The sequence below is a fragment of the Cytophagaceae bacterium ABcell3 genome, from assembly GCA_030913385.1.
Lineage (GTDB): Bacteria > Bacteroidota > Bacteroidia > Cytophagales > Cytophagaceae > ABcell3.
On sequence record CP133159.1, the window covers coordinates 1785308 to 1805124 of the forward strand.

The 19817-nt window shown below is 39.7% G+C and carries 17 protein-coding genes; 12 read left to right on the forward strand and 5 right to left on the reverse strand.

Going from position 1 to position 19817, the window contains the following annotated elements:
• Nucleotides 1–451 precede the first annotated feature (451 nt).
• Together RCC89_07310 and RCC89_07315 are read right to left on the reverse strand one after the other, a co-directional pair.
• Nucleotides 452–1654 (reverse strand): SUMF1/EgtB/PvdO family nonheme iron enzyme, encoded by a 1203-nt coding sequence (locus tag RCC89_07310; protein WMJ72967.1) that lies wholly within the window; start codon nucleotides 1652–1654, stop codon nucleotides 452–454.
• Nucleotides 1614–1799, reverse strand: coding sequence for a hypothetical protein (locus RCC89_07315; GenBank protein WMJ72968.1), 186 nt, complete (start codon nucleotides 1797–1799; stop codon nucleotides 1614–1616). The genes RCC89_07310 and RCC89_07315 overlap by 41 nt, the downstream gene beginning before the upstream one ends.
• A gap of 410 nt (nucleotides 1800–2209) precedes the next feature.
• Between RCC89_07315 and RCC89_07320 the strand changes: the two genes are divergently transcribed.
• From RCC89_07320 to RCC89_07365, 10 genes are all read left to right on the forward strand, one after another.
• The gene (locus tag RCC89_07320) at nucleotides 2210–2335 is read left to right on the forward strand and encodes a hypothetical protein (protein ID WMJ72969.1); all 126 of its coding nucleotides are present in this window, start codon (nucleotides 2210–2212) and stop codon (nucleotides 2333–2335) included.
• Nucleotides 2336–2713: 378 nt separating this feature from the next.
• Entirely contained in the window at nucleotides 2714–3343 is a 630-nt protein-coding gene (locus RCC89_07325) for a VanW family protein (GenBank protein WMJ72970.1), read from the forward strand.
• On the forward strand, nucleotides 3343–3858 hold the full coding sequence (locus RCC89_07330; protein ID WMJ72971.1) for a L,D-transpeptidase family protein: 516 nt from the start codon (nucleotides 3343–3345) through the stop codon (nucleotides 3856–3858). Before RCC89_07325 ends, RCC89_07330 begins: the two co-directional genes overlap by 1 nt.
• A gap of 487 nt (nucleotides 3859–4345) precedes the next feature.
• A complete protein-coding gene (locus RCC89_07335) occupies nucleotides 4346–4933 on the forward strand; it encodes an RNA polymerase sigma-70 factor (protein ID WMJ72972.1) in 588 nt (195 codons plus the stop codon).
• Between the two features lie 16 nt (nucleotides 4934–4949).
• The gene (locus RCC89_07340) at nucleotides 4950–5957 is read left to right on the forward strand and encodes a DUF4974 domain-containing protein (protein ID WMJ72973.1); all 1008 of its coding nucleotides are present in this window, start codon (nucleotides 4950–4952) and stop codon (nucleotides 5955–5957) included.
• 8 nt (nucleotides 5958–5965) lie between these two features.
• Entirely contained in the window at nucleotides 5966–7693 is a 1728-nt protein-coding gene (locus RCC89_07345) for a hypothetical protein (GenBank protein ID WMJ72974.1), read from the forward strand.
• A gap of 87 nt (nucleotides 7694–7780) precedes the next feature.
• On the forward strand, nucleotides 7781–8425 hold the full coding sequence (locus RCC89_07350; GenBank protein ID WMJ72975.1) for an SRPBCC family protein: 645 nt from the start codon (nucleotides 7781–7783) through the stop codon (nucleotides 8423–8425).
• 18 nt (nucleotides 8426–8443) lie between these two features.
• Complete coding sequence (locus RCC89_07355) at nucleotides 8444–9256, forward strand: SDR family NAD(P)-dependent oxidoreductase (GenBank protein ID WMJ72976.1); 813 nt, start codon at nucleotides 8444–8446, stop codon at nucleotides 9254–9256.
• Nucleotides 9253–10746 (forward strand): DUF2062 domain-containing protein, encoded by a 1494-nt coding sequence (locus RCC89_07360; protein ID WMJ72977.1) that lies wholly within the window; start codon nucleotides 9253–9255, stop codon nucleotides 10744–10746. Before RCC89_07355 ends, RCC89_07360 begins: the two co-directional genes overlap by 4 nt.
• 491 nt (nucleotides 10747–11237) lie before the next feature.
• Nucleotides 11238–12119: a T9SS type A sorting domain-containing protein gene (locus RCC89_07365; protein ID WMJ72978.1), complete on the forward strand. Its 882-nt coding sequence runs from the start codon at nucleotides 11238–11240 to the stop codon at nucleotides 12117–12119.
• 407 nt (nucleotides 12120–12526) lie between these two features.
• On the opposite strand, the gene hrpB is transcribed toward RCC89_07365, so the two are convergent.
• On the reverse strand, nucleotides 12527–15001 hold the full coding sequence (hrpB, locus tag RCC89_07370; protein ID WMJ72979.1) for an ATP-dependent helicase HrpB: 2475 nt from the start codon (nucleotides 14999–15001) through the stop codon (nucleotides 12527–12529).
• A gap of 118 nt (nucleotides 15002–15119) precedes the next feature.
• Between hrpB and RCC89_07375 the strand changes: the two genes are divergently transcribed.
• Nucleotides 15120–15851, forward strand: a complete 732-nt coding sequence (locus RCC89_07375) for a VIT1/CCC1 transporter family protein (GenBank protein WMJ72980.1) — start codon at nucleotides 15120–15122, stop codon at nucleotides 15849–15851.
• A gap of 227 nt (nucleotides 15852–16078) precedes the next feature.
• Here RCC89_07375 and RCC89_07380 read toward each other — a convergent pair whose 3' ends face one another.
• Both RCC89_07380 and RCC89_07385 read right to left on the reverse strand, forming a co-directional pair.
• Nucleotides 16079–16942, reverse strand: a complete 864-nt coding sequence (locus RCC89_07380; GenBank protein ID WMJ72981.1) for a transporter — start codon at nucleotides 16940–16942, stop codon at nucleotides 16079–16081.
• A 61-nt stretch (nucleotides 16943–17003) separates the two neighbouring features.
• A complete protein-coding gene (locus RCC89_07385) occupies nucleotides 17004–17795 on the reverse strand; it encodes an undecaprenyl-diphosphate phosphatase (protein WMJ72982.1) in 792 nt (263 codons plus the stop codon).
• Between the two features lie 408 nt (nucleotides 17796–18203).
• On the opposite strand from RCC89_07385, the gene RCC89_07390 reads away from it, so the two are divergent.
• Complete coding sequence (locus RCC89_07390; protein ID WMJ72983.1) at nucleotides 18204–19703, forward strand: ATP-binding protein; 1500 nt, start codon at nucleotides 18204–18206, stop codon at nucleotides 19701–19703.
• Nucleotides 19704–19817 lie beyond the last annotated feature (114 nt).

Here is a 19817-nt window from a genome sequence, read left to right on the forward strand (position 1 = left end):
GTAGCAGGTGTTTAAAGACGCTTTAAAATATAAGTGACCGAAAAACTGGTTCTAGTGTAGGAACCGCTAGTTTTGAAATGGTTTTATATTACTTGTTCGCAGCGTTCTGCTAATTGGAACCTGTTGGAAAAGTCACAGATGTAGCCACAAGGCATGCCTTGTGGCTACACTACGTTTGGCCTTACAAGAAGAGGTGTTGGAGTAATTCTTGAATGTAAGGCCTTTTGGCTACCCAAAAGTATTGGATTGAAAAATTCTCAATTTACTGTACATGGGAAAATATGAAATAACCGAAAAAACTTTGCTCCTAAACCTCCTAATAGTTTAACAAATATAAACAGATCAATATTTTAGGCGTTTTCAGTGCGCCTAATTTGGATATGTTAAACTTGAATAACTCCGAATAAATTCGGAGTTATAAAAAAAGCAGAGCTTTTAAACGTCCATAGTGTTATTTTAAATTTTTTGTGGGTTTAAATTTTACCTTTTCGGAAGATTGTTCTTTAAATTTATTTCCAAGTAGTTTCTCCAATTCAGGGTGAAGCGTGAGCGCCAGACGGAAACCTATGGTTGAATGTTGGGCTTTTTCAGAGTACACCTGATTTACTGAGTTCTGAAGATAAACCGGAGGGTCATTCCAGGAGCCTCCTTTTACGATCAGCAGATCATCAGAATGTTCCAATACCATAAGGTTATGTAACTCTTCCTCCTTTCTTTGTTTTCCTGAAAATAAAATTCTTTCCATTTCCCAGCCATTGGTAGCGTTGTAGGAATGGTTTTTTTCTTGTTTAACGTGTTCCTCAAACAAGCGCCAGTCAGGACTCTCTCCGCATAGCTCGGGGAACAGGAAATCATAATTGCTTCCTGTCAACTCTTTATATACTTCTTTGTAATTTTGAATCACGCTATTTTTGTCTAGCGAAGTTGAAGTCCATTCAGAAACGTTTCCTGCCATATCAAAAAGTCCTGTTTGAGTGGGTTTAAAAGATTTCACGGGAGCAGTAAAAATGTAATTGTCCTCATAATTGACCTTAGAAACTATATTATTTTGATCACGAATTGTTCCGAAATTAGCATAATAACCATTTACGTCATGTAGTCTATGGCTGCCCCAGGGATATAACTGATTATAAACATACCTTATATTGTCTTTCGTTAGCGATTCCTGCGCACCGCGCTCCCATTCCTGCAGGGTTGGTAACCTGAATTCGCCACCTGTTTCAATGTTGTACTTTTCCAGCAAGGTTTCAAACTGTCTGGTCATCCAATGGCAGTATGCACGGGCCTGAATGGCAGAAACACCCACAACAGGAAAGTTTGTAGTTGTCGGATTGGAATGGTAGTAATTCAGCTCCGGGTCTATTATTGAATGCCTAAAATCTTTGATCCAAACCGTCGTGTCAGGTTTGACATTTACCACAATCTGTTTCCCCTGGTCTGTAAAACGGTAGCTATATACTTCAACAGCAGGTTCTGTTTTTAGCAAAGAGTCTTTTACCCAGTTGACAAACTGTTGGTACTCGCCATTTGTAACTTCATGATCAGACATGTAGAATTTAGGTATGGTGTCCTTATATGAAATGCCAAGGGGAGGTCGATTAAGAAGATTTGTGTCACTGGCGGTAATCGGATAGCTTATGGTAGTTATCGTCATGTCTGACTCCAGCAGGAATGTTTCTCATTCCCTCTAAAAAAGATAATATTTCCTTTAACTCTTTTTTTGTCTGTGCCGGCAGTTGATGGCCGCTTAAGATAACCAGCAGCATCATTATCAACATAAAAGCATTATTTAATTTCATTAGGTATTGTTTGTTTTCCTTTCTTCAAATTTATCTATATTAGCCTTATAATAATATTGGCTGAGGAAGCTTTGTAAGTACTATTTAATTAAATTTTGTGCTTCCCTAAAAGAAGGGTGTTGTTAGCAACAATGAAAACTACAAAGCTTAAATTCAATTCTTGCAAGCCCTCTTTTAAAGTTTTGATGATAATTATAGGAGAAGTTAGACAATGCTAAAATTGTTAGGTCCAAGTTTGACCTGCCTCTGAGCTGTACCGTATTTCTCCAATAGTGCCCACTCAAACTCTTCAATTATCTAGGTGAAGTTTGGCCAATTGTCTAGGTTGTGCGTGAGTCTTTTCATTCATTACAGGTTTTCAACGAATATACCTTTTAATCGTCGTATTTAAAACCCTTGATACGGTGAAAATGTGGGATATTTGCAAAGAAGAAATGGATATCGTTGAAGGGTCTATGACAGTGACTACAGGAAAAGTGGAGTATCGAATTTTAGAAAATGGACAGATAATGAAAAAGGGAAAAAATAACATGTAGCTGTATAGTAGCAGTCGTTGTAAGTCATCCTACATTTATTTATCTTTACCTTATTCCGGCAGTTATAGGCTGTGCATGAGTGAATCGATTGACATTTTGTTACTTATATAAAAATATGTTGCAAATTTTAGGTTATAAATAGCAGCTAAAGCTCATCCCATTACCAGCCATCCAAAACACACAGTGAGACAAAGGGTATTACTCAGTCAAAGACATCCCATTTTTTACTTCTTAGCCGTTTGGTCCAGGCGGGTAAAACGATACATTGAATGGTATTTTGGCAAAAAGAGGTATTCGAGCGCAAGAAGTTCAGAGAAACTTCCTTTCCGTGTTAAAAAACATCAATCTGTACTGCTGAAAAAGCTTGGAGGTAGTGACATGCAGTTACAGGTCAATAAAGTGACAAATTTGAAAATTGCTATTCAGAATATTGATGGCATTGTAATTAAACCTCAAGAGACATTTTCTTTTTGCAAGCTCGTAGGATTGCCAACTAAAGGCAAGGGGTATTTGCCTGGAATGGAGTTGTCGTTTGGCAAGGCAAAACCTGGTATTGGAGGAGGTATTTGTCAAATATCTAATCTTATTCACTGGCTTGTTATTCATAGCCCATTAACTGTTACTGAAAGATACCATCATTCGTTTGACCCTTTTCCAGATGATGGGAGAGTTTTGCCCTTTGGCAGTGGCGCAACGGTCTTTTACAATTATAGGGATTACCAGTTTACGAATAACACCGATCATGTATTTCAAATAAACCTTTGGATGTCAGAAAAATGTCTTGAAGGGGAGCTTAGGATTGACACAGAGCTGGATTATGCGTATCATGTATTCGAAAAGGGGCACAAGTTTGTCAAGATTGGAAATGATTTTTTTAGAAAGAATGAGATTTGGAGAGAGAAGATTTTAAAATTTAGAAGTGGGAAAGTTGTGAGTACAGAACTTATTACAAAAAATTTTGCCCGCGTTACCTATACACCAGAAAATTACATAGAAGAGCAATCCTGATGAAGAAAACGCTTAAAACAGTCGCTTTTTTAATATTTGCAGCACTTTTGGTTTATAATTACTATCCAGAACAAAAACTGCCTGAAAATTCTGTGATTGACTCTTTGGTAGTACATAAGTCCAAAAGAGAAATGCTGGCATTTTCAAAGGGGGAGCTGGTGAAGGTTTACAAAATTTCTCTTGGAGGCAACCCCATTGGTAGGAAAGAGTTTGAGGGAGATAAAAAGACCCCTGAAGGAGTCTATTTTATTGATGGAAAAAGTGATAAAAGCCGGTATTATAAAAATCTTGGGATCTCTTACCCTAATAAACAAGATATTGAACATGCAAAGTCAAAATCCAAGTCGGCAGGGGGTGATGTAAAGATTCACGGAATCAAGAATGGGCTGGGTGCAATCGGAAAGCTGCACAGATTGTTCGATTGGACTTTAGGTTGTATTGCAGTGACAAACGGGGAAATGGAAGAGTTATACAATGCCGTACAAATAGGGGCTGAAATTGAGATAAAGCCTTGAATGAATTGAGTCTTGTAAATCATTGGGTGGTGGTTTAATTAAGTAATAAAGATTTAATAGGTTTTCATGAGTGAAAATGGGAAGCAGTTTGTCATTGCGATATAGACTAATTGGTTTATTTTTTTCTTGTTCCCTTTCATATTGTGGCAGTATTATTGGCTATAATTGTCACATCGGTCAGGTGGGTTCCTGTTTCGTGAGTGATAAAATTTTATTTCCGAATAAAGTGCAGGGGCGCATAGTAAATTTAATGGGGAACTGTTTTTTATGCGGTCAGTCTTCTGTTTGGGCAGTTATTTGGTTCAGAAATTATTTCATTTGATAAGAGTGGTGAGGATGTTTTAAAATGGAATGCCCTAATCAATAGACCAGTTGTATTAGCCCTGGTATGTATGAATTATCGATTTTTTTAAATTATATTTTTTTTGAGGGTAGGGTAAGAGGGTGTATACTTGTTCTTATATTAAATGAACAGGAAATTCATACGATGACAAAGACTGGTGCGGACACTGCGAATACAGATTATTCGGTTTTTAGAAATTTTACTCCTGAGGAGAAGGTTGAGGTACTTTTCCGGGAACTTTATGCCCCTCTGTGTAAGTCACTTTACAATCTTCTAAGAGATAGTTCTGCTGCTGAAGATATTGTGCAGGAGGTATTTTTGAAAATCTGGGACCGGCGTGATAAGCTGCAGATTGACCAGGGGATAAAATCATACCTGTACAGATCCTGTTATAATTCGGCTTTGAATTTCCTGAAGCTCCAAAAAAAAATATCTGGCGATGATGTGGCAGGCATGGATATCATGGGCTATATGGATACTGAAAAAAACATGCTTTTTCGTGAAGCGGAAAGTTCTGTATATAAAGCCATAGATTCTTTGCCCCCTAAAACTAAAATTGTCTTTTCGCTGAGCCGGTTCGAAGAACTTAGCTACAAGGAAATCGCTGACCGTCTGGAAGTATCTGTGAAAGCAGTGGAAAAGCATATGGGTATAGCTTTGCAGCGCCTTAAAAACAGTTTGAAAGATGTAGTGGCAGCTTTAATAATCAGCCTTATATCTCAGATTTTATAAATCTGAAGGTAGGGTAATGGCTCACTTAAATGTTTTATTAATGATGGAAGAGAATAAAGAGAAATATTATCAGAAACTTGCCGGGTATATAAGCGGCAATATTTCCCCTGAAGAAAAGCAAAGACTTTTTGCGCTGGGGGAAAGCAATGCGGCAGTGAAGGAAGATTTAACCGATGCAGAATCTGTATGGAAGAAAACCGATGCTGGCCAAAACTATGAACCAGATACAGAAAAGGCTTGGCAAAGGTTCAGGCTGAAAGCAGAGATGAGAAAGCCACGGAAGAGATTTCTTCAGACTAAACATCTTGCCATTGCCGCTTCACTGGTTTTGCTGTTATCTGTCTCATATGTGGTGCACAATTATATAAATTCAGAAAATCTTATTAGTGTACATACTCCAGCAGGAGAAACAAGGGTCCTAGATCTTAGCGATGGCAGCCGTATTACCATGAATGAAAATAGCACAATTTCATATTCGTCCGGATTTAATTCAGACAACCGTTTGGTGCGCCTGGACGGAGAAGCTTTTTTTGAAGTGGCAAGGGCTGAAGGAAAGCGTTTTACAGTTTATGCCGGAAATTCCATTACAGAAGTTATCGGAACGGCTTTTAACATAAAAACTTTTAAAGACTCTGTGGCCATACATGTAAGTTCAGGTAAGGTAGCCTTTGCTCATAAAGATAAACAGGATGCTATATTTCTGAAACCGGGGCAGCAGGCCACGCTTAATACAGCACATGTAACGCCTGTAAAGGAACCTGTCCGGGATATCAATTATTCAGCCTGGAAATCTAGGAAGCTCTCTTTTGACAATATGCCTCTTGAAGAAATTGCACGTGCACTGGAAGCATATTTCAAGGTAAATATCAGTATTCGTACTGGAGAACTGCAGAACTGCAGGTTTACTGCTTCTTTTGATAACCCTCAGCTTGAAGAGGTACTTGATGTCCTTTCTTTAACAGGAAATATTGATATTGAGAAAGAAGCCAATCATTATATTCTTTCAGGGCAAGGTTGTAAATAGAGGGTTCTATGAAAACATATATAAAATATCAGAAAGTGTTTCTATTCATACTTTGTCTGGTTCCGCTGCAGGGTTTCACGCAGGACCTGGATACGAAAGTATCTTTGACGGCTGAAGGCCAGAGCCTGCCAGAAATACTAAATGATATTCAGGACAGGTATAAGGTTAGGTTTGCATACATCAACAATGAACTGCCTGCCGGAACTATTAACCTCAAAGTAAAGGACAAACCCCTCTCCGGAGTGCTGGAACATCTGCTAGACGGATCTGAAGCGGGCTTTGTCTTTCAAAACGGCATAATAATTATTAAAGCTGGTTTGCCCCGTAAACAGTCTGAAGGTGAAACAAAGATATCCGGTGATGCCGGAAAAAACGATAAGTCTGTTCCAAAAAAGAATAGACAGAATCAATCTGAAAATAAAGCTATACTTACCATTTCCAGAGAGGAAATCAAAAAGGAAATTAGGGAGCTTGTTGAAATTCCTGACTATAAGACTTCTGAAGGGATTGAGGAAACATCTGGTGAAGGTTCGGATAAGGTGGAAGATAATAACGGCAGTCAGGAAATAGCATATAAGTACAGTTATGAGGTGTTTGAATATGAAATACTTAATAATAAAGACTCTCTGCCGGACATAGTTTGGGAAGGCCAGGACAGCATCAGAAATACAGAGGAAGTCAGAACGGTGTCTCGTTCATCATTTTTTAATGCAGGTCTGGTTCCGCCACTTAGTATATATGGAGTAAATTCGGATGAGGCTGTATTTAACCTGGGACTGTATTTGATATCCGGGCATTCTAAAGGGGTGCGGGGTGCGGAAATATCGCTGGTGGGAAACAGAACAGAAAGTTTTATGCATGGATTGCAGCTTAGCAGTGTATACAACTTAGTTAACGGAAAGGTAAGTGGTAGCCAGCTTTCGCTCGTTGTGAATATTGCGGGTGAGGAAGTCAGAGGTTTTCAGCTTTCGGGTGTCGTAAACAGAACAGCAGATTTGCAGGGTTTACAGTTGGGGCTTCTCAATTTTTCGGTTACTGCCAGTGGACTTCAGTTGGGTTTTTTAAATCAGGCAAAAAGTGTGCATGGTGTTCAGGTGTCCGGTATTGGTCTGGCCGGAAAAGTCAGAGGTGTGCAATTTTCAGCAATAAACATTGCCCGCAAGGTAAATGGGGGACAAGTTGGACTTATCAATATTGCTGATAGCATTTCAGGAATCCCTTTAGGCGTTATCAGCATTGTTAAATATAATGCCTATAAGGATGTGGAGGTTTTTGCTTCAGATGACTTTCATGTAAATGCAGCTTTCAAACTTGGAGTGCCCCTGTTACATACCATTTTTGCGCTGGGAGCTCAGACAAGTTCCGGCAGGCGCTGGGGCATTGGCGGGGGATTTGGTTCCGAATGGACAATTAGCAGGAGGCTGCGCTTAAATACGGATCTTATGACTTATTATGTAATGGAGACTCCCTATAGTGCTTTTCCTGAAGGTGTTTTTGGCAGTGGCTTGAATTTGCTCAATAAATTCCGTCTGCCGCTTACCTGGAAAACAGAGGGAAGAATGGCTGTTTTTGCCGGACCTGTTCTGAATGTCATGGTATCACAGTACGGCCTTGAAGAAGGGGCGCCCGGGTCAATGATTGTCAGAAATGTACTTTTTAATAATACTTCCGAAAAAACAAGTGTTAAAATCTGGGCTGGATTTAACGCCGGATTAAGATTTCACCTGGGTAAATAAACTAATGAAAAAAAACGGTCAAAAAAAATCCTGCTTCGGGCGGGCTGGGAGAGAACTGTCTTTTGTAAAACAAAAAACGATGAAACAATGAAAAAACGATATAACTCTATTCAAAGATTATTTACTGTATTTATTGCAAGTATGCTACTGTCTTTCTGTCCGGCAGGTGAAAGCGATCATGAACGTCCCGGAGGTGCTGTTTTAGTAAAATCGTCAAACGGAATAGCCATGTATGAAAGGTGGATTCACATTCCCGGAGGCCAGGAAGCAAGGGAAGTCTTATTGCAGTTTAGTGTAAATGCCACGTCAGAAGATGTTTTTCAACTTATCAGAGATGTAGAAAAAACACCAAGTTGGAATAGGAGTATCAAAACCTGCCGGGAACTGGATGTTTTTCCACGGGAATGGAGTGTTTATATCCGTTATGGTATCCCTTGGCCTTTTAATGATCAGGACTGCATACTAAAACACCAGCTGGTCAGCAAAACAAGTAAAGGATTTCTGATAGAATATTCAAGCTCTAAACACCCTGAAATGCCGAAATACAAAGGTGTGGAACGAATGGAGCAGGTTCTTGGAAAATGGGAGGTATCAGAAAAAGGTTCTAAAACTTTTATAACCTATACTGTTGCTACCAAACCATCGGGTGTGCCTCAGTGGGTTACTGACCCCTTTGTCAGAGATGCCTTTATTAGCTCTATGAAAAAAATGGTACGCTTACTTGAAAATTAAGTCTTAACAATAATACATATGAATAAGCATTATTACACCCTCATAACGGGGGCAAGTACCGGTTTAGGCAAAGCTTTCGCCATTGACTGTGCACGCAGAGGCATGAATCTAATTCTTGTAGCTCTGCCCGGAAGAAACCTTTATCAATTGGCTTCTGATTTGAAGCATGAATTTGAAGTCGATGCTCTGGCTATTGAAGCTGACCTTTCGGAAGAGGATTTTTGTGAAAAAATATTAGCTCAGATTTCTGGGAAATACAGAGTAAACTTTCTCATAAACAATGCAGGGACAGGAGGTTCAGCGGCCTTCGGACAGGCTTCTGCCGATTCACTTGATACCATAATAAAAGTAAACATGCGGGCTATGGCCTTGCTCACCAAGGCTTTTCTTCCGGAGCTTATGAGCCATAAACAGTCATATGTTTTGAATGTATCCAGTATGGCAGCCTTTAGTCCTGTGGCTTTTAAAACTGTATATCCAGCCTCAAAGGCTTTTGTGAATTCTTTCTCTAGGTCATTAAATTATGAATTAAAAGAATCTCCGGTCTCAGTTACCGTTACCCATCCGGGGCCGTTCATTACCAACTTCAACACCTCATGCCGTGTTATGGCGCAGGGGCTTAAAGCTCGTTTGACCTTGCTGCCTGTGGAAGAAATTGCACGAAAATCAATCGATAGAACCCTGTCCGGTAAAGCGGTTTTTATACCTGGTATCTGGAATGTCTTAAGCTATCTTCTGATGAAGGCGATTCCTTGTTCCGCAGGAATAAAGGTTGTTTCTGATATTATTAAGCGAGAAACCGATTATAACCATCAAGCAATTATACAATGAAAGTTCTGATCACAGGCGCCAGCGGATTGTTGGGTGGCCACATTACAAGAAAAATGTCAGAGGCCGGATATGACATCCGGCTGTTTATGAGAAAGTCATCCGGTACAGAAGGAATTAAAGGTTGTTTCTCTGAAATTATGTATGGATGTCTTACAAACCATAAAGAGGTGAATGATGCGGTAAAGGGGTGTGATATTGTTATTCATGTAGCATCTCTTACACCGGGAGCAGAAACTTCCTTTAAACATTATGAAGCTGTCAATGTACATGGAACCATTAATATTACAGAGGCTGCCATTCAACATGGTGTAAAAAAAATGGTGTATATAAGCACTGCTAATACAATCGGTCCAGGATCTTTGGAAAAGCCAGGCACAGAGCTTTCCGGCTTCAGCCTGTTCGGAGTCGGATCAGGGTATATAAACAGCAAATATCTGGCTCAGCAATATGTGCTGGAACAAGTAGAAAAAAGAGGGCTGGACGCAGTAGTTATTAATCCGACCTTTGTCATAGGGCCGCAGGATTATAAACAGGGTACATCCAGAATGATCCTGCATGGCTTGCGGAAAATTCAGGTTGTACCACGGGGAGGTAAAAATTTTGTTCCTGCCTGTGATGTTGCCTCTGGCGTGCTGCTGGCGCTTGAAAAAGGCAAGGCAGGAGAGACCTATCTTCTTGCTGGCGAAAATCTTACCTACTCAGCTTTTTTTGATAAGGTAAACAGCATTAGCGGACACAAACCTTTTAGAATCGTATTTCCCAAGACAGTTTTCAAAGCCTTGGGGATGGCCGGAACCTTATGGAGCAGGATCAGCGGCAAAGCCGTTTCGCTTAATTTTGTAAATGCCAGCATTTTGAGTCTTGATAATTATTATTCAGGAACTAAGGCTTTCCGGGAACTGGGGCTGAAAAATACTTCCACAGATACAGCTATAGGACAAACCATTGATTGGCTTAATGTAATGGGTAAAACTGTGTCGCCAGTAAAATCAGGCAAGTCAAATTTTCTGAAAAACATGCTAATAAAAGCTGCTAAGAAGCTAACCGGTATCAATGATAAGCCTGAAAAGATTGCCGGAGGTTTTGCTCTTGGCACACTGATAGGTATGACACCTTTTGTAGGTTTTCAGATGGTTTTAGCCTTCTTTCTTGCCTCTGTTTTTAAGCTCAATAAAGTAGCTGCTGGAATTGCTGTGTTTAATACTAATGTATTTACCGGCTTGTTTATATTTAGCTTTAACTATTATATCGGCACATGGCTGCTGGGTTTTCAGCCAACTTTTGTTTTTCCTGAGCAGCTGGATATGCAGTTTGCCGCACAAATCTTTAGCACTGGATACGAAACCATACTGGCATTATTTACCGGAGGGCTCGTTACCGGCATACCCACAGCATTTGTCGGTTATAAGCTGCTAATGAAATTCTTTCTAAAGTTTCAGGTTCAAGCAAGCAGCCTGTTAAGCAATATGCATAAGGGCCATATTATTTGATGCCATGTTTACGAGTGTTATATACTATCCAAAATCCTTGATTCTTTTATGTACTATGAGAACAGGAAGATTCAGGTATCATTAATTTTTTTTGTATAACAAAGTGAGTGAAAATATCTGCAAAACTTTTAATTTTTAAGGTTAGCTTTTAAAATGTTTTGGTGATATTGGTTCTCTTTCCTATCTTTCCTTAATTTTTCTGGCAGGTATATTAGGGCCTGCTGAAAAAGTCACAAGTGTGCAAGATACGCATGGCCTTACATGATGACATATTGGAATACTTCGAATGTAAGGCCATAAAGTAGATTGTGCGCTTGTGGCTAGTGCAAAAAAAAATAGATTAAAAGCTTCTCAATTTACTGTACACGGAAAAAATAAGAAATAACCGAAAAAAAACTTGCATCTATACCTCATAATAGTTTATGCAAATATTGACAGATCAATGTTTTGGCTGTTTTTCAGCGCGCCCTATATTAAATAGAACTATTAACATGAAACTTAAACTATTTTTCTCTTTTCTGGCTGTTTTTCAGGTGCTCCTGTCTTATGGTCAGACTTTTGCCCCTGTGGGTGCGGAGTGGTATTATAGCTCCAGTGCAGGTGGCCGGGCACCCGGTGGTTCTGAGTATTATCATTTTATAGTCCAAAAAGATACAGTTATAAACAATTATGACCTAAGGAAAGTCACTAGGACGTATTACAGGTATCAGGGTGATAGTGTAAACCTGGCTCCATATTTCATTTATCAGGAGGGAGATACGGTATCACTATACAACAATGAACTTAATAAATTTTACCGGCTACTGGTTTTCAATGTTTCTGTAGATGATACACTTACGATGGATGTGCCTTACGGTAATTTAAACGGGGAAGATTCTACTTACCGGATTGTTGTGGAGGATATAATTACTGAGATTTATGATGGGGTTGAGTTAAAAAAATATATTTTAAAGCAACCTGATGAGTTTGGCTGGTTTTCTCATTTTTATCTGGAGAAAATCGGCGGGTATGAATGGTTTCTGCCCTTAGGGAAGATTATTATCCCTGAAGCTGACGGACCGGTCAGGTGTTATCATGATGATGAGGTTAATATTAACTTTTCCCCATCCAGAGAATGTGACTATAGGTTAGTGAGCAATGTATCAGAAAGCCTTTCCGCTAAGATTAAGCTTTATCCCAATCCTGCTGCCGGTTTAGTGCAGATAAACGCTGATTTGGGAATAGATAAAACAGAGGTGCTGGACTATTCCGGTAAGGTTTTGATTGAGACTGCTGATACGCTTATAAATATTGAAAGTCTGAGCAGTGGTGTGTACTTTTTCAGGATCTATTCAGGTGATGAATTTATAGTAAAGAAGGTAGTTAAAAACTAAGAGGCATAGTACGGAAACCAGTGTACAAAAGGAGGTGACCGCACAAATCTTTAGTGGCGGATATGAAACCATACTGGCACTATTTACGGGAGGGCTCGTTACCGGCATACCCACAGCATTTGTCGGTTATAAGCTGCTAATGAAACTCTTTCATAAATGTTTAACCTGAATTATGCATTAGATTTTGCCACGAAATAGAAAGTTTTAATGCATATTTCAGGTTTAAGCAAACAGTCTGTGCAGGCACGTGTTCAGCAATATGCATAGTTTAGGAGGAGGCATGGGTGCTTGTAAAGTTTAGCAAATTTGTCCTGCAAGTAGCTTTGTTTTAAAATAAAGCTACTTGCCGTTGTAGGCGGGTAAGGTGCTATCCTGTTTGTCGTGAAATTAAAGATTCATTTGAGAAACTAACTTCTCCTCTTTACCCCTCTGACAGCTTCGGCTTCCCATGGGTTTTCTGGCCAATAGTGCTTTTTATACCTTACCCTTAGTTCTTTTCTGACTTCCGGGTAGGTGTTGTTCCAGAAACTCTTTAGGTCTTGTGTCACTTGTACCGGTTTATATCCTGGGGAAAGCAAGTGCAGCAACACCTTTGTTTGTCCTTCATTTATAGCCGGTGTCTCTGCTTGCCCAAACATTTCTTGGAGTCTAACAGCAAGGATAGGTGGTGCGCCATCTTGTTGGTAAGTTAGCTGTAGCATAGAGCCTGTAGGGACTTGTAATTTGGATGGTGCAAGCGTATCTATTTTTTGAGACAGTTCCCACGGTATTATGCCTTGCAGTATGGTCAATAAGTCAAGCCTCTGGAAGTCTGTCTTTTTCTTTACATCTCCTAAGTAGATCCCTAGCCAAGGTTCTGGATTGTTTATTAGCGTTTTGGTGCTAATGTCTGGCCAGCCTTCTTCTGGTCGCCATATTCGTAAACATTGCACTCTTGCCTGAAACATAGCCACCTCTTTCTGATCCCACGGAAGAAGTCTTTCTCCGTCGGCCTGTACTGCTTGGCACAGTACCTTTATTTTCTCCTCTTGAGGATAATGGTTCAATGGACTGGTTTCTACGATGATTTCACCAATCCTTCGTTCTTTTCTAGCAATTAAGGTTTCGTTTTGTTTATCCCAGCTTAATACTTCTTTTTCTGTTATGAAATTTTCCAGGCTGGCAGGGTTAATAGGTGAGGCCAAGAAAATTTTTCCTTCATTGATACCAGCGTCTAACTGGGCTATGACCAACCACTTTTCTATTACTAATGGATCGTGGTCTGGCAGTTTTGCTACTCTACCAGAGGACAACTTGAACTTACATGGATCATTGGTTTGTTGTTTGGCAATTCTTTCAGGCCATGCTGCCGCTAATAGGAAACCAATATCTTCTACAGAAGCATCATCATTGTCAACTGGTGTTTTGAAGATCTTTCGCCAGGGAAATGCCAGTTTTTCGATGCGCTCAAATGCTCGGCGGTTTTCTCTTAATTCGTTTTCTCTAAACTGCCTTAACGCCTGTAGCCTGTCTGCAATAGCTGCTCCATGTCCCCAGCCTAGCGGATCCCGCTCTTCCAGTATGGCTGCCAAATCTGTCGCTAAAACCAGCAGATCATGACTTTCTGCCTCTATGAGCATGTGGGCAATTCGAGGGTGGGTTGGGAGATTGGCAATAGATTTCCCATGCTCGGTTATTTTGCCGCTTTTGATCGCTTTGAGTTTTATAAGGAGGTCTAAAGCTTGATTGACTGCTCCTGTAGGGGGAGGTGTAATCCATGAAAGCTTATGTACATCTTGTACTCCCCATAAGGTTAGTTCTAACATCATTGATGCCAAGTCTGCCTCCAAAATTTCAGGCTTCCTGTTCGGTAAAAGGTGTTGGGTGGAAGCCTTGTGCCAAAGACGGTAGCAGACACCGGGCGAAGTCCTGCCTGCCCGGCCAGCTCTTTGGTCAGCAGCGTCTAATGTTACGGGTACAGTCTCTAACCTTGTAAAGCCTGTAACGGGGTTAAATCTTGGGCTGCGGGACAGGCCGCTATCTACTACCACTTTTATGCCCTCAATGGTAAGGCTGGTTTCAGCAATAGAGGTTGCCAAAATGACTTTTCGAAGTCCCTCTAAATTTGGGTTGATGGCTTCCTGCTGCTTTTGAAACGGGAGGTCGCCATACAAAGGTAGGACTTTTATGTTCGGAATATTTAGTAGTTCTATTGTTTGGTTTATTTCACTGGCGCCTGGTAGGAAAGCTAAAATGTCCCCTTCTTCCTTAGAAATTATTTTTTTCACTGCATTGGCCATTTGTGTGGCAATGCTTTGGTTGGTCTCTTGTGGAAGGTACTCTATACGCACAGGAAATTGTCTGCCTTTGGAATGGACTGTGGGTGTATCTGGGAGTGCATTGCTGAGTTGATCCATGTTTAAAGTCGCTGACATTATCAGGATCCTTAAATCTTCTCTTAATATTTGTTGTATTTCCCGGCACAGCGTAAAAGCTAAATCTGCATGTAGGCTTCTTTCATGGAACTCGTCAAAAATAACCATGCCTACATCTTCTAATGTATTGTCATTTTGCAGCTTTCGTGTAAGGATTCCTTCTGTAACTACTTCTAGCTTGGTAGATGGACTTGTTTTGTTTTCAAACCGTACCCTATAGCCTATTGTTTCTCCGTTGTGTTCTCCTAACTGTGCTGCCATACGAATAGCTACTGACCTTGCCGCAAGCCTTCGAGGCTCGAGCATGATTATTTTCTTGCCATTTAACCAAGGTTCGTTCAATAGCTCCAATGGTAAGACCGTGCTCTTTCCTGCTCCTGGAGGTGCTTGTAAAATTAAGGTGTTCTTTTTGCCCAAAAGCTCTTTTACTTCTGGTATTATTTCCATGACTGGCAAGTGGTGATCCATTTACAAGGTTGTGTTTTTTAAGCCTGCTAAATTTTTTGTAGAATGTAGCATCAATATTTTAAAATTAACATATTGCATGGTTCCTGTTTACTACTTCAAGATACAATAATAATAGAAAATGTCTTCTAGGTTAAATGTAGATAATAAAAGTGCCCCTTTCCTTCTTAAGAAGGATTATATAGCAGAGTTTGTGTATGGTGGGATAGATGGGGCTATAACAACATTTGCGGTAGTTGCAGGTGCTACCGGTGCTGAGATGGAGCTGGGGATTGTAATTGTGCTGGGTGTCGCAAATTTACTGGCAGACGGTTTTTCAATGTCCGTAGGTAATTTTTTCAGTACTAGAGCTGCTCGTGACAATTATAATAAAAGGTTGGATATGGAGACTTGCCGGATAGGAAATATGCCAGAAGCAGAAAAAGAAACGCTAAGGGACATTTTTGAAAAAAAAGGTTTTAAAGGACCTTTGCTTGATCAGGTAACAGAAGTGCTTATGTCCAATAAAGAGGTTTGGGCTGAGACCATAATGAAAGAAAAACACGAACTTGTTCCAGATCCAAAGGCTCCAGTTAAGACTGCGTTTGTCACATTTGTTTCATTTGTTTTGATTGGTGCAATTCCTTTGTTTTCTTATGTTTTTGATTGGTTTTATGGAGTTGGAGACGCGTACTATCTTTTTATATATTCTTGTATCCTTACAGGGCTTGCACTTTGTGTGGTAGGTAGTCTCAAAAGCTATGTTAATAAGAAGAACCCGGTCTGGGGGATTTTAGAAACTTTGACCTTGGGTGGTTTTGCAGCTTTTATTGCCTATTTGGCTGGCAATTTGTTAAGGGGATTACTTGATTAATGCGGGAAATGTTGTCTGGATCAGAATTTTCAGAATTAGAGAATTAACAGGATTTAAAGTTTAATATATATATCTTTAGTTGTGGTAATCTGTCTTATCTCTTCTACGCTCACTGTAGCCTGTGGCTACAGAAACGAACTAAACGAACTAATAAATATAGCCGCACTGCCAGAGGTAGCCTGCGGCTACCAAACATTAACACCTCCCACAACCATTACTCTGATAGACTAATGCGGGAAACGCCAAGAAAATCCTAAGGCTACAAAACCGTCTGGTGAAATTTCAGAAAGGCCTACGCCTGCTTCAATATCGAGTTGTAAGTTGTCATTGACCAAATATACAAAGCCACCATCAATCCTGATATCGGGAATTAGGCCTTGGTGATGCCTTCTTTGCACTGGGTGTTCGATAAAGAAACCATATGACTCTCCGTAGATGGACAGTCCCCGCCACAACTGGTATGTGAGAGAAATGGCATAAAAGTAGGAAGCATTGGGTGTGTAGCCTGTCCAGTGGGGGCCAAAGTTGTATTCTAATTCAATTCTATCGGTAATTTGGTTTTCAAAAAGCAAGCGCACAGTTCCGCCGGAAAAAGGCGGTCTGAATGCTGGGTGACCTAAAGAAGGTAAAAATAGTTCTGTCATTAAGGTGGCAACTGGTATCCACCCGTTTCCAGAGTAAAGCATTTTTTTTCCGCCCACTAAAATGCCCGTTAGTCCTACTATGTTTTCGCCTAAGTCTGGCATCCGGTGGTTTACAAAACTGGAACCTACCCTCAAGTCAATGTTATGCCCTAGGCCATATTTTAGTAATAAGTCATTATATCCTATAGAATATTCTCTGTTTATTCCGGTGTAGTCTCTTTCTACACTAAAGCCACTTTCAATTTGGAAATATCCGCTAGGTACGATCTGTGCTGTCTCTGTTTGGTGAGGGCGGTCAGTGGCAATAGGCTCCAATTCTGGTTTGGGAAGTACGTTTCGATCAACTAACTCCTGATACTGTTCTTTGGTGATGGTGATGGTAGTGTCCTGACCAAGTGCAGTGCTGGAAAGGAATATCGTAAAGAGTAAAGCTAATAGCAGTTTCATGAAAAAAGGCAGGTTTTTCTTTCCTGCCTCAAAGTTAGTTTTTTTTAATTTAATCCCGACCCTACATGTAGGTAACTATGGCTATAATACCTACGATAAAGCAGTAGATGGCGAAGTAGATAAGTTTTCCTTTTTTAACTATGTCAATCATCCACTTACAAGAAAGCCAACCAGAAAAGAAAGCTGCCAAGAAACCAACCGTCATAGCTGGCCCTGAAATTCCACCGGCAATAGTCGGATCCTGTAGGTATTGGATGAACTTTAGGAGCGAGGCACCCATCAAAGGCATGAGTATCATAAGAAATGAAAAACGGGTAGCCTTATATTTATCTACTCCAATAAGCAATGCTGATGCAATGGTAGAGCCTGACCTAGATATACCTGGAAGTATGGCTATGGACTGCGCTATACCTATAATCATAGCTTTTTTATAAGAGATGTCAGTGCCTTTTCCTTTATAATAATAGGTCAAGCCTAACAATAAGGCTGTAATGAGGAACATAAACCCTATTAGTAGTACCCGCCCTGCAAAAATTTCTTCTATATAATCTTCCAGAAAGAAACCTGCAAAAGCTAAGGGGATGGCTGATAATACCAGTTTGGAAACATAGTCTTTGCTATCATTCCATTCGGTAGTAAAGAATCCTTGGAAAAGCGATCCTATATCTTTTCTGAATACAACTATAGTGCTGAGGGTGGTAGCGGCATGTACAATGAGCTGAAAGATAAGGTTGTCTTCTGGATCTGTTCCCAGTATAAAAGATCCAATTTCAATATGTCCGCTGCTGCTTATAGGTAAAAACTCCGTTAGTCCCTGAAGTATGCCTAGTAAAAAGGCTTCAAAAGTACTCATTTATCTCAATTAAGTTAAAAAAACGCCTTTGTCAAATAAGGGTTTAAAAGGTAGTAAAGGTAATACATTTTTGAAACATTTAACTTAATTTATTGTTCCGAGAAACTGTTTTTTTATTTAATATGATTACATTTCTAAGTGTTTGTTTGTATGTTGATATAGGTGTTTTTGTCTAGTTTGTTCAAACAATGTTGTTTTGTCGTATGTTTAACCTGAAATAAGCAATAGAACTTTTAATTGCGTAGCAAAATAAATCAAATCAGTCGCTTTTTTTCACTTTGGTGCCACTGCTATACATTGCGATCTAAAAGTGTTGATTTACTGTTATTTTGCTCCTCATGACGAGAAGTCTATTGTATAATTCCGGTTTACGCCAAAACGGCATTGGCCATATTTAAAGGATTTTGTATGCGTTTTTTTGGCAGCTTTTTTGAGAAAATCAAGACCTGTACACCAACTTTGACCAAGTTGTATATTCCTGCCCTTCTTATAATTATATTGTTAAGTATAGTCAGTCAGATGATTGTTCAGTATGAATTGAAAAGTCAATTGCATGACTCATATGTAATAAATCTGGCTGGTAGGCAGCGCATGTTGAGTCAGAATATTGTAAAACAGGTTCTATTGCTTGTTCAACAAGGCGGGGAGGGAGATTCTGAAAGTAAGGCAGCGTTGGTTAGTACTGTAGAGCATTGGGTTGATGTCCATGAACGGCTCAAACAGCGAAAACATAGTGAAGCATTGGAAGGAGATAATAGTGAAGTCGTAGATAGCCTTTTCACTCAAGTGGATCCTTATGTGTATGAAATACAATTTAATGCCTTGGCTATGGTTGCTGAATTTGATGGTGATGGTGACCAAGAGAATATTAGAAGCTATCTTAGTGAATTGATCAATCATGAAGGTGTCTTCTTTAGTTTCATGGATGAGATTGTTGATCAATATGACTTGGAAGCTAGGGCTAGAGTATCCTCAACGGAGCGTTTGGTTTTTGCACTTTTTGTCATTATTGTTTTAACCGTACTTTTTGAAGGGTTGTTAATCTTTCGTCCAGCGTCCATTCAAATCAATAAATTTATTAAAAGGTTGAACAGAGCGAAACAGAAGCTTCAAGCATCTTATGAGCAAATAGAAGAGGCGCAGGAACAGCTTGTTAAAGCCAATCAGACACTGGAAGATAAAATTAGAGAACGGACTCAGGAGCTCAAGGAAAAAAATGACCTTTTAAGGCGGACTAATGCGGATCTTGACAATTTTGTTTATGTCGCTTCTCATGATTTAAGGGCTCCTATAGGAAATATCGATGGGCTGGTAAAGGTATTGGAATTACGTGCTTCTGAGGATAATCCTGGCGATAGCGAACTATTTGAAATGATACACCAGTCTATTGCTAAGCTTAGGCTTACACTTTCAGATCTTTCTGATACGGGGAGAATTAGAAATGAAGTCCAAGGGTTATCTGAATTTGTCAGTTTTAGCGAGGTGCTTGATGATGTCAAGGTAAATATTAAAGATTTAATCATTGAGAATAAGGCTATAATTAAAGAAAACTTTGAGCAAGTACCAGAAATTAAGTTTTCTCGTAAAAATTTGCGGAGTATACTTTATAATTTAATTTCTAATGCAATTAAGTATCACAGTCCTCAAAGGCCGCCGGTGGTAGAGGTGATTTCTAGAAAGGAAGGAGAGGCTACTGTTCTTCAGGTCTCTGACAACGGTATGGGCATGAAGCAAAAAGATGTTGATCAAGTATTTGCTATGTACTCCAGGCTTCAGGAAAGCGAACATATAGAAGGAACAGGGGTTGGGATGGCCATGGTAAAGAAAATTGTAGAGAATGCTGGTGGGAAAATCCACGTCCAATCTGAAGAAGGAAAAGGTAGTGTCTTTTCTATATTTTTTAAATAAACCTATAATATAAGTCTCAAGGAGTCTAAAAGGGGCATAATCATTATTTTTTATTCTGCCTTAATATTAGCACCTTATATTCTTATTTTTTTATGAATGTCTGTCAAAAATTCC